The organism is Massilia solisilvae (genome assembly GCF_024753215.1).
GTDB lineage: Bacteria > Pseudomonadota > Gammaproteobacteria > Burkholderiales > Burkholderiaceae_D > Telluria > Telluria solisilvae.
The window spans coordinates 294907-304862 of sequence record NZ_JANUGV010000006.1; the positions used below are offsets into that span (position 1 = coordinate 294907).

11 protein-coding genes are annotated in these 9956 nt (G+C 65.5%); all 11 read right to left on the reverse strand.

Annotated elements, in window-relative coordinates; all coding sequences use genetic code 11:
- Nucleotides 1-31: 31 nt before the first annotated feature.
- Nucleotides 32-343: a metal-sensitive transcriptional regulator gene (locus NX773_RS19605; protein ID WP_258857967.1), complete on the reverse strand. Its 312-nt coding sequence runs from the start codon at nucleotides 341-343 to the stop codon at nucleotides 32-34.
- Nucleotides 343-1269 carry an aldo/keto reductase gene (locus NX773_RS19610; RefSeq protein ID WP_258857968.1) on the reverse strand — a complete coding sequence of 309 codons (927 nt, stop codon included), beginning with the start codon at nucleotides 1267-1269 and terminating at the stop codon, nucleotides 343-345. Before NX773_RS19610 ends, NX773_RS19605 begins: the two co-directional genes overlap by 1 nt.
- A gap of 137 nt (nucleotides 1270-1406) precedes the next feature.
- Nucleotides 1407-2555 carry a D-alanyl-D-alanine carboxypeptidase family protein gene (locus NX773_RS19615; RefSeq protein ID WP_258857969.1) on the reverse strand — a complete coding sequence of 383 codons (1149 nt, stop codon included), beginning with the start codon at nucleotides 2553-2555 and terminating at the stop codon, nucleotides 1407-1409.
- Between the two features lie 94 nt (nucleotides 2556-2649).
- The gene (locus tag NX773_RS19620) at nucleotides 2650-3282 is read right to left on the reverse strand and encodes an alpha/beta hydrolase (RefSeq protein ID WP_370662267.1); all 633 of its coding nucleotides are present in this window, start codon (nucleotides 3280-3282) and stop codon (nucleotides 2650-2652) included.
- Between the two features lie 3 nt (nucleotides 3283-3285).
- Complete coding sequence (locus NX773_RS19625; RefSeq protein WP_258857970.1) at nucleotides 3286-3609, reverse strand: (2Fe-2S) ferredoxin domain-containing protein; 324 nt, start codon at nucleotides 3607-3609, stop codon at nucleotides 3286-3288.
- Nucleotides 3610-3671: 62 nt separating this feature from the next.
- The gene (locus tag NX773_RS19630) at nucleotides 3672-4796 is read right to left on the reverse strand and encodes a VanZ family protein (RefSeq protein WP_258857971.1); all 1125 of its coding nucleotides are present in this window, start codon (nucleotides 4794-4796) and stop codon (nucleotides 3672-3674) included.
- Nucleotides 4793-5401, reverse strand: a complete 609-nt coding sequence (locus NX773_RS19635; RefSeq protein ID WP_258857972.1) for an ABC-type transport auxiliary lipoprotein family protein — start codon at nucleotides 5399-5401, stop codon at nucleotides 4793-4795. Before NX773_RS19635 ends, NX773_RS19630 begins: the two co-directional genes overlap by 4 nt.
- A gap of 8 nt (nucleotides 5402-5409) precedes the next feature.
- Nucleotides 5410-6336: an MlaD family protein gene (locus NX773_RS19640; protein ID WP_258857973.1), complete on the reverse strand. Its 927-nt coding sequence runs from the start codon at nucleotides 6334-6336 to the stop codon at nucleotides 5410-5412.
- 1 nt (nucleotide 6337) lies between these two features.
- Nucleotides 6338-7189 carry an ABC transporter ATP-binding protein gene (locus NX773_RS19645; protein WP_258857974.1) on the reverse strand — a complete coding sequence of 284 codons (852 nt, stop codon included), beginning with the start codon at nucleotides 7187-7189 and terminating at the stop codon, nucleotides 6338-6340.
- Complete coding sequence (locus NX773_RS19650; RefSeq protein ID WP_258857975.1) at nucleotides 7183-8325, reverse strand: MlaE family ABC transporter permease; 1143 nt, start codon at nucleotides 8323-8325, stop codon at nucleotides 7183-7185. Before NX773_RS19650 ends, NX773_RS19645 begins: the two co-directional genes overlap by 7 nt.
- Nucleotides 8326-8380: 55 nt before the next feature.
- Nucleotides 8381-9868, reverse strand: a complete 1488-nt coding sequence (locus NX773_RS19655) for a B12-binding domain-containing radical SAM protein (RefSeq protein ID WP_258857976.1) — start codon at nucleotides 9866-9868, stop codon at nucleotides 8381-8383.
- Nucleotides 9869-9956: the final 88 nt, after the last annotated feature.

Consider the following 9956-nt stretch of genomic DNA (forward strand, 5'->3'; position numbering starts at 1 on the left):
GTTGAACGCGTGGGCAGGAAACCTGCCCACCCTACGCAAACTTTTCCAGCAGCGCAGCGATCCGCGCGGCGCTCGCCCTGGCTTCCTCGACATCGGCCGCGTTGGCGCCTTGCGTGACCACGCTGGCCGACAGCAGCTGCACGAATGCGCGGTCCAGCGCCTTGCGCGCCGCCGCCATCTGCTGCGCCACGGCGTCGCAGTCGGACGGCTCGGCGGCCAGCGCCACCAGCTTCTGCACGCCGCGCAGCTGTCCCTCGATGCGCGCCAGCCGGTTGAGCAGGTCCTTTTTCTGCTGCCCGGTGAGCGCGCTTCCCTCGACGATCTTGAGCGGCTGTTCGCCCATCAGGCGACCTCGTGCCCGCGCGCCGCGCGCAGGATGCGGAACCAGTCGCTGCGCGCGAGCTTGGTCGCGGCGCCGGCCACCGCCACCGCAATCGCTTCCGGACGGCCGGTCCCGGTGAGCGGGATGGGGCGGCTCGGCAGCTGCATGATCCATGCGAACACCACGGTTGCGAACGGCACCTTCATGCGGTCGGCGATCTCCTTGATCACCAGCCGCAGGTTCTCCGTGTTCGGATCGAGCGCGGTGAACAGCCGCCCCCCGCCCAGTGGCGACCACACCATGGGCGCCACGCGCAGATCCTGCATGCCGTCGAAGGTCTCGTCGAACATCGGCGCCAGGTGCAGCGGCGAGAATTCGACCTGGTTGGTGGCCAGCTCGATGCGCCGGTTGAGCGATTCGAACTGGTGCCGGCTGAAGTTCGATACGCCGAAGTGCAGCACCTTGCCCGCCTTGCGCAGCCGCGAGAAGGCTTCCGCGATCTCGTCGAAGTCCATCAGCGGGTCCGGACGGTGGATCAGCAGCAGGTCGAGCCGGTCGGTGTGCAACTGGCGCAGCGATTCTTCGCTTGATGCGATGATGTGCGCGGCCGTGGTGTCGTAATGCTGGATCGTGTTCTGCGGACGCTTGGGCGAGATGAGTTTGATGCCGCACTTGCTCACCAGTTGCATGCGCTCGCGCAGCGCGGGCCGGGCCCGCAGCGCCTCGCCGAACAGGCCTTCGACGCTGTAGCCGCCGTAGATGTCGGCGTGGTCGAAACTGGTCACGCCCATGTCCAGGCATTGCTCGATGAAGGCGACGCGCTGCTCCACCGACATGCCCCACTCGGCCATGCGCCACATGCCGGCGACCACACGCGACAGTTCAAGGCCGCCGGCGCGGGTGGCGATGCGGGGGCAGGTCAGGGCGGCGGGCAGGATGGCGGCCATGTTGGTCTTTCCGTTATGCAGTAGCTCCGATTATAGCCGTGGCCCCCGGTGCGCGTTTGTCCCTGGATCATTGGCGCGGGCGTAAAAAAAACGTGCGCCTCCTCGCGGAGTGCGCACGTTTCTTGAACAGCGAGCGCTTACTTCATCCAGAGCCGCATCGAGTCCCACGCGCGGCCGAAGATGGTCGCCTGCGGCACTTCTTCCAGCGCCACCACCGGCAGCACCAGCAGCGGTTTGCCATCCACCATCATCTTCAGCGTGCCGACCTGGCCGTTGCGCGCCAGCGGGGCGACCAGCGGGTCCTTGCGTTCCAGCACAGGCTTGAGCTTGCCGGCAACGCCTTTCGGCACCGTCACCAGCACGTCGTTCGGGAAGCCGATCTTGACGGTCGATTGCGAACCTTTCCACACTTCCGGCGTCGCGATCGCCTGGCCCTTCGAATACAGCTTGACGGTGTCGAAGTTCTGGAAGCCCCAGTTGAGCAGCTTCTGGCTCTCGCCGGTGCGGGTGCCATCCGAGCTGGCCCCCGACAGCACCGAGATCAGGCGGCGCTCGCCGGCCGGGCCGTTGGGACGGTGCGCCGACGCGATCATCGAGTAGCCCGACGCTTCGGTGTGGCCGGTCTTCATGCCGTCCACGGTCGGGTCGAGCCAGAGCAGGCGGTTGCGGTTCTGCTGCTTGATGCGGTTGTAGGTGAACTCCTTGACCGAATCGATCTTGTAGAACTCGGGGTAGTCGCGGATCACGGCCTGGGCCAGGATCGCCAGGTCATGCGCGGTCGAGTAGTTGTCCGGGCTCGGCAGGCCGTGCGGGTTGGCGAACTTGGTGTCCTTCATGCCCAGGCGCTGCGCCTCGCGGTTCATCAGGGTGGCGAAGGTGCCCATGTCGCCGCCCACGGCTTCGGCCAGCGCCACCGCCGCGTCGTTACCCGACTGCACCATCAGGCCGTACAGCAGGTCCTTGATCGACACCGGCACCTTGGGATCGATGAACATCTTGGAGCTGCTCTTGTCGACCTTCCATGCATCGACCGACACGTTGACCATCTGGTCCAGCGTCACCTTCTTGTCGCGCAGGGCGCCGAACACCACGTAGGCGGTCATGACCTTGGTGAGCGAGGCCGGTTCGATGCGCATGTTGGCATCCTGCGAGGCGATCACCTGGCCGCTGGTGGCATCCACCAGGGTCCAGGAGCGGGCGGCAATGTTGGGGGCCGGCACGGTCTGCGCGTGCACGGCCGACATCAACGTAAGGCTGGCGGCGATGGCCGCAAACAATTTTTTCATGGAAGCAATGTCGTCTCAGGTGGTGGTGAAGCGAAGGCAATGCCGAATAGCATTACTTTGAAAGAAGAGCGCCCATTATAGGCCAGCGTTGGCCTCAATTGTGTCGCACCCACAGCTGCATGACGAGATTTTTGATGTGTCCGAGCTTGCGATGGAAGAAGTGATCCGCGCCCGGGATCACGATCACCGGCAGGTCCTGCGGGCGCGCCCAGTCGAACACCTGCTGCAGCGTGATCGTATCGTCAAGTTCGCCGTGGACCAGGATTGTGTCTTTCGGCACCTCGGGCATCGGCCACTTGCCGGCCGCGGTGCCGACCAGCACCAGGCGCTCGGCCGGGCGGCCTTCGGCGATCAGGCGCTGCTGCAGCTTGGCCTGCACGAAGGTGCCGAACGAGAAACCGGACAGCGCCACCGGCAGGCCCGGATACTGCTCTTGCATGTGCGCCATCATCAGGGCCATGTCGTCCACTTCGCCCACGCCGTTGTCGTGCACGCCTTCCGATTCGCCCACGCCCCGGAAGTTAAAGCGCGCGGTGGCGTAGCCGAGCGAGACGAAAGTGCGCGCGAGGGTCTGCGCGACCTTGTTTTCCATCGTGCCGCCATACAGCGGGTGCGGGTGCGCGACCAGCGCGATGCCTTTGGGCGGCACGTCGGGCAGGTCGAGCAGGCATTCCATCTTGCCGGCGTGGCCGGTCAGGTAAAACTTTTTCGAAAACTTGTTCAGCATGGTTCAGATCTTCAGGCGCTCGACCACTTCGCCTTGCAGGATGTGGCGGTCGATGATTTCGTCGATGTCGGTGGTATCGACATAGGTGTACCAGGTGCCCTGCGGGTAGATGACCACGACCGGGCCTTCCTCGCAGCGGTCCATGCAGCCGGCCTTGTTGATACGCACCTTGCCGGGGCCGTTCAGGCCGAGCTGCTTGATGCGCTGCTTGGCGTGCTGCTGGGCGTCGAAGGCGCCGCACTTGCCGCAGCTGGGGCGGCTGCCGTCCTCGCGCACATTGGTGCAGAAGAACACGTGGTGTTCGTAAAAGGGTTTGTCGTCGTTCATGTCGGTCCTGCTGCCAAATTGATAAGGCCGCCATGCGGCCCATCCTGCAATGATACGCGTTCCTACTGCCGATTGAGTTTGTGCGAGGGAAGCAGCAGGAACCACAGGGCCGCGAACGGCCAGGCCAGCGACAGGAACTGGGCCGCGCCGTTGAAGTTCAGGAACTTGCCCTGGACCCAGCCTTGCAGGGTCGCGACGAAGTAGGGATTCACCGGAATCGTGTTCACGACAATCAGCGACAGCAGCAGCGTGACCACCGCCAGGCGCCGCTGCGCCACCTGCGGCGCGAACGCCAGGCCCGCCAGCATGATCGCACCGATCACGAACCCGCCCTGCGCGCCGGGGGTGATCCAGACGAAGGCATTGTCGGGCGTGAACAGCAGCGAGCTGGCCAGCGTCTTGACCAGCAGCGCCGCGCCGAGCATGGCCAGCATCAGCGGATAACGCGGGGCCCCGCGCCGCAACAGGCACAGCAGGGTGAGCACGGCGCCGGTCATGCCGCAGGCCGTGATGATGGTTTCGGACAGCCAGTACTGCTCCACGCTCATCTCGGCGCCGGGGCGCAGCATCGCCACCAGGTCGATGTTGGTGTCGAGCCACTCGGACAGCCATTCGGAAATGATCGGCAGCACCTGGCCGTGGCCGAACAGGTAGCCCTGCGGGTAGATCTGCGCCAGCGGCCACAGCGCCAGCAGCACCAGGCCCTGGCTGGCGTGCGGTGCAAACCAGCGGCGGCGCAGGCGGTACAGGCGGCTCTGGTCGAGCAGGCTGCGCGACCACGCCGCGCCGAGGAAGGCGCCGATCAGGCAGCCGGCCGAATTGGTGAAGAAGTCGAGGTTGGACGGTACCCGGCTGGGCAGGTAGTTCTGCACCGTCTCCATGGTGCCCGACACCAGCACGCCGGCCAGCGCCGCCAGCAGCACCGCCAGCAGGCCGCGCACGCGCGGGTACATCGCCAGCACCAGCAGCGTGCCGAACGGGATGTAGCCGACCACGTTGACCATCACGTCAAAGCGCGTCCAGTAGCGCTGCGGCGCCAGGTTCAGGAATTCGAACGGCGACAGGCCGCTGCTGCGCCAGCCCGAGAACGGGAACCAGCTGGCGTACACGATCAGCAGCAGGTACACCAGCAGCGCGGCGCGCGCGACCGGCGAACCACGCTGCGGCACGTGCTCGTGTTCGGTCATCGCGTCGCGTGGTTCACGCGCGCCAGCCAGGCGGCGATGTCGTCGGCCACCGCATCGGTACTGGCGGCCAGCGCGTTGGCGCCGCCCGAGGCGTTGGCCGCGGGGGCCGGCGTGGAGCGGCTGAAGGTCTGCTGGTCGAGCAGGACGTGGTCGCGAAACAGCGAGGCGCGCACGACCACCTGGCCGCGGCTCTGGCTGGCGCTGTCGAACGCGTGGGTGAAGTCGTCCACCTCCACGCGCAGGATCGGCACCCCGGTCGACGAGTCGGTGGGCTGCAGCACCTTGACGCCGGTTTGCGCCAGCCGCGTCTTCACGCGCTGGGTCACCATCTCGAGTGGGTTGGTGCTCCAGCGGCTGTTGGCGTAGGCGCGCGCCTGCATCGCGTCGGCATAGTTCAGGCGGTAGAACATGCGCTCGCTTTCCAGCGCGGCCGAGCCGGTGGCCTCGCTGACAACCACGGCGGACATGGGCGCGTCGATCGTGGCGCTGCGCGGGGCGGCCGGGCCGAGGTCGAACAGGGTGGTGGAGGCGCCCTTTTGCGAGGCGCAGGCGGCAAGCAGCAGGGCGATCGATGCGATCAGCAGGCGCGGCAGGATTCGGTTCATGGCGGTCCTCATTCGGTCGGGGCGACAAAGCCAGGTTCACCCGGACCCGGTTGCGGACTCGGGCCGCCGAACAGGATGCTTTGCGGCCGGTCCGAGAGCGAGTTGGCGGTGCGCTTGACGGCGCGCAGCGAGGCCTTGGCTTCGTCGGTCATTTCGGTCAGGTGCGGCAGGGTCTGCATCTCCAGGCCGCTGGCCGCGCCCTGCAGCGAGCCGATGGCCCCGTTCAGGCGCTCGAGCGGGCCGTCCTTGGCCTGCAGGCGCGTGGCCAGGTTGTCGTAGTTGTGCGCCAGCGCGTTGACCGAGGTGGCGGTCTGGTCGAGCTTCGTGGCCAGCGCCGGCAACTGGTCGAGCGTGGGCTCGAGGCGCTTGGGCAGTTCGCCGTAGGCGGCCGCGGTCTTGCCGATGCTGTCGAAGGCGCCGATGATGGTCTGCTGATTTTGCGGGCTCATCAACCGGTCCAGGCTCTCTGTGATCTTTTCGGTTTTGTCCAGGATGGCCAGGCCGCGCTTTTCGATCTGGTCCAGCAGGCCCGGACGCATCGGGATGCGCGCCACGCGCTTGGGATCGCTCGGCAGGATCGGCGAGCCGGTGCGGTCGTCGTCCAGCTGCAGGAACGCCAGGCCGGTCACGCCCTGGTAGCCGAGCGAGGCGAAGGTGGTGGTGGTCACCGGGGTGTCGTTGTCCACCGACAGCTTGATCAGGATCTGCCCGGTCACGCGCGGGTCGAACATGATGTCGTTCACGCGGCCCACTTCCAGGCCGCGGTAGCGCACCACCGCGTTCGGATTCAGGCCCGGGATCGACTGCGTGGTCACGATCTCGTACGGCACGGTCTCGCTGCGGTCGCGGTTGAGCCAGATGCCGGCCAGGACCGCGGCGATCAACAGGGCGATCGTGAAGATGCCTGTCATGAGCGCGTGCGATCTGTTTTCCATGTCATTTCTCCGATTCGTTCTTGACGCGCTCATCGAGCACTTCGAGCGCGCGCCGGCCGCGCGGGCCGAGGAAAAACTGTTTGATGAACGGGTGGTCCACCTGAATCACGTCGCAGGTCGGGCCGACCGCCACCACGTGCTTGTCGGCCAACACCGCGATGCGGGTGGACAGCGCGAACAGCGTGTCCAGGTCGTGCGTGACCATCACCACGGTGAGCTTGAGCTCGCGGTGCAGGGTCTGGATCAGCGCCACGAAGGCGTCCGACAGGTCGGGGTCCAGGCCGGCAGTGGGCTCGTCGAGGAACAGCAGCTGCGGCTCGAGCGCCAGCGCACGCGCCAGCGCGGCGCGCTTGACCATGCCGCCCGACAGGTCGGCCGGCATCTTGTTGGCGTGCTCCACGCCCAGGCCCACCATGTTCATCTTCAGCAGCACCGCGTCGCGGATCACATCGTCGGGTAGCGCGTGCAGCTCGCGCATCGGCTGGGCGATGTTTTCGAATACCGTGAGCGCCGAATACAGCGCGCCCTGCTGGAACAGCATGCCCCAGTGGTTGCGCATGCGCTGCAGGTCTTCGGGCTGGGCGCTGCTGATGTCCTCGCCGAACACGACGACCTCGCCGCGCGAAGGCTTTTCCAGCCCCAGCATCTGGCGCAGCAGCACGGTCTTGCCGGTGCCCGAGCCGCCCACGATCGACAGGATCTCGCCGGCGTAGATCTTCAGGTTCAGGTCCTGGTGCACCACAGTGCGGCCAAAGCGGGTCCACAGGTTGCGGATCTCGACCACCGGCGGGCCGACCTCCACGTCCGGGCGCAGGTTCAGGCGCTGCGGCTCGCGCTTGGCGCTATCTACCATGAGAACCCCACGCCGCTGAACATGATCGCGAACACCGCGTCGGCCAGGATCACGACCGTGATCGCCGTGACCACCGAGGTGGTGGTGCCGCGGCCCAGGCTTTCGGTGTTGGGCTTGATGCGCAGGCCAAAGTGGCAGGATACCAGCGCGATCAGCATGCCGAAAGTCGCGCCCTTGGCCAGGCCGATCGTGTAGTTCACGAACGGCACCGCCGAGGGCAGCTTTTGCAGGAAGTAGCGCGCCGACAGGTTCAGCTCGATCTTGGCCGAGACCATGCCGCCGATGAGGGCCATCGCATCGGTCCACACCACCAGGAGCGGCATCGACACCGCCAGCGCAAGCACCTTCGGCATGATCAGGCGGTAGCCGTGCGAGATGCCCATCACCAGCATCGCGTCCAGTTCCTCGGTCACGCGCATCACGCCCAGCTGCGCGGTGATCGAGGAGCCCGAGCGGCCGGCCACCAGAATCGCGGCCAGCAGGGGCCCGAGCTCGCGGATGATGCTCATGCCGAGGATATTGACCAGGTAGATGTCGCCGCCGAACATGCGCAGCTGCTGCGCCGACAGGTAGGACAGCACCACGCCGATCAAAAAACCCACCAGCGCCGTGATGCCCAGCGCCTGGAAGCCGGAGTGGAAGATGTTGGCCGAGATCTCCTTCCACGGCCCGGTGATCGGGTGGCGGATGAAGCGCCAGATGTCCTGCATCAGGCGGCCGATCAGCATCACGAACTGGCGCAGGTGCTGGAAGAACTTGAGGATGCCAGCGCCAAGGGCGATCACCCACGCCAAGTGGGTTGGACGCGTTTGCGGAAGCTCGTTCTGGCCGGCTTCCTCGATGCGGCCGAACAGTTCCTCCTGCCGCGGATCGAGCGTGAGCCCGGTGGGGCGGCGCTTGCCCCAGGCGTTCCAGAACATCTGGGCACCGATGTGGTCCAGCCGCTCGACCTGCGACAGGTCCCATCCAAGGTCGGTCCTGCCGGCGTAGCGGGAGAGCTCCTGGTTGAGCGACTTGAGCGTGCCGCGCTTGGCGCACAGGGCATGCACTTGCCAGACGCCCGTGGCAACGACCGATTGTCCCGCGCCGGAGTCGGGTTGCCGGATGGTTAACGTTGGCGCGTTTTCAAGGTGCATTGCGCCAGTGTAAAAGAGATTCGAAAGCGCTGCCACCCGCAGGGTGTTAGCGTGCTCAGGCAGCCAGGTGGCGCACCTGGCGCTCGGGGGCGGCAGCTTGCGCCTTCGGCGCGGCCGTGTGGGCGCCGGCCTGGCCGGCGTAATCGCTCGCAACGAGCGCTTCTGCTTCGGCTGCAGCCATGCCGCGCTCCTCCAGCCATTGGCGCACCAGCTTGGCCAGGCGATCGAGGGCGATACGGTGGGTAGCGTCGGTGTGGCTGTACATCCAGTCCGAGAATGCCATGAAATTGGCGAACGGCGAATCGCCGAGCAGCGCTCTGACCGTATTGGCGAAACGGCCGGAGTTGGCAACCAGGTCCCAATATCGCGAAAAACGCACCAGTCGCTGCATCGTCTGGAAGTCGATCTTGCTGGTGGCGAGCACGGTGTAAGGCGGGAAGGCGTCATAGACCATGCCATATGGCCCGGTATGGCGGATGATGGGCGTGCCGCGCAGGCGCTTGAGGATGCCGAACTGGATTTCGTGCGGGCCGAGCGAGACCAGGTGATCGAATCCACGCGCAAAACTGTCCACGTCTTCGCCCGGCAGGCCGGCAATCAGGTCCACGTGCAGGTGGGCGTGCGAATGCGCGTGCAGCCAGCGGATATTGTCGGCGGCCTTGTCGTTGTTCTGGCGGCGGCTGACCAGCGCTTGTACTTCAGGATTGAAGCTCTGGATGCCGATTTCGAACTGCAGCGCGCCGGGCGGGAACTGGGCAATGCTCTCTTTCAGGGCATCGGGCAGGTGGTCCGGGACCAGTTCGAAATGCGCATAGACCGGGTCGTTGGGCGCGGCCTGTAATTTATCGAGGAAGAACTGCATGATGCGCAGGCTCGTCTTTACGTTCAGGTTGAACGTGCGGTCCACGAACTTGAACAGGCGGGCGCCGCGCTGGTAAAGCGACTCCATCTGGGTCAGGAAATCGTCGAGCGGGAAAGGCCAGGCCGTCTTGTCGAGCGAGGAAAGGCAAAACTCGCATTTGAAAGGGCAGCCGCGCGAGGCTTCGACATACATGGTGCGGTGGGCGATATCCTCGGTGCTGTAGAGATGATAGGGCAGGCGGATCGCGTCCATGGGCGGCTGCTCGCCTGCGTGGATCTTCATCAGTGGCTGCGGGCCATTGAGGATCTGGCCGCACAGTTTGGCAAAAGTGATATCGCCCCAGCCCGTTACGACATAATCGGCCAGCTTCACGATCTCCTGTTCCGCCGTCTCGTGCGACACCTCGGGGCCGCCCAGCACCACGGTCACGTGCGGGGCCACGCGTTTAAGCATGGAAACGACTCTTGAAGTTTCCTCGACATTCCATATATAGACCCCGAAGCCGACGATTTGTGGGTTTCGAGCAAGAAGCCGTTCGACCACCTCGGTGGTTTTGGCGCCGATAACGAATTCCAGGATCGATGCCTGTTCCTGCAGCTCGCCCAGGTTGGCGAGCAGGTCGCGCAGCCCGAGCGACGCGTGGGTGTAGCGGGCATTGAGCGTAGAAAGCAGAATGGTCATCGGTTGATCCGGTTGCGGTAAGCGGCCATTTTACGCTGCGCGGTTTTTTTTCATGAAAACGCGCCCGGGCCCTTGCGCACCGCAACAA

Excerpts from the sequence above, each read along its gene's own strand:
- NX773_RS19625 (WP_258857970.1), bottom strand. The coding sequence starts at position 3,609 with ATGAACGACGACAAACCCTTTTACGAACACCACGTGTTCTTCTGCACC.
- NX773_RS19610 (WP_258857968.1), bottom strand. The coding sequence starts at position 1,269 with ATGGCCGCCATCCTGCCCGCCGCCCTGACCTGCCCCCGCATCGCCACC.
- NX773_RS19635 (WP_258857972.1), bottom strand. The coding sequence starts at position 5,401 with ATGAACCGAATCCTGCCGCGCCTGCTGATCGCATCGATCGCCCTGCTG.
- NX773_RS19630 (WP_258857971.1), bottom strand. The coding sequence starts at position 4,796 with ATGACCGAACACGAGCACGTGCCGCAGCGTGGTTCGCCGGTCGCGCGC.
- NX773_RS19615 (WP_258857969.1), bottom strand. The coding sequence starts at position 2,555 with ATGAAAAAATTGTTTGCGGCCATCGCCGCCAGCCTTACGTTGATGTCG.
- NX773_RS19645 (WP_258857974.1), bottom strand. The coding sequence starts at position 7,189 with ATGGTAGATAGCGCCAAGCGCGAGCCGCAGCGCCTGAACCTGCGCCCG.
- NX773_RS19605 (WP_258857967.1), bottom strand. The coding sequence starts at position 343 with ATGGGCGAACAGCCGCTCAAGATCGTCGAGGGAAGCGCGCTCACCGGG.
- NX773_RS19620 (WP_370662267.1), bottom strand. The coding sequence starts at position 3,282 with ATGCTGAACAAGTTTTCGAAAAAGTTTTACCTGACCGGCCACGCCGGC.
- NX773_RS19650 (WP_258857975.1), bottom strand. The coding sequence starts at position 8,325 with ATGCACCTTGAAAACGCGCCAACGTTAACCATCCGGCAACCCGACTCC.
- NX773_RS19655 (WP_258857976.1), bottom strand. The coding sequence starts at position 9,868 with ATGACCATTCTGCTTTCTACGCTCAATGCCCGCTACACCCACGCGTCG.
- NX773_RS19640 (WP_258857973.1), bottom strand. The coding sequence starts at position 6,336 with ATGGAAAACAGATCGCACGCGCTCATGACAGGCATCTTCACGATCGCC.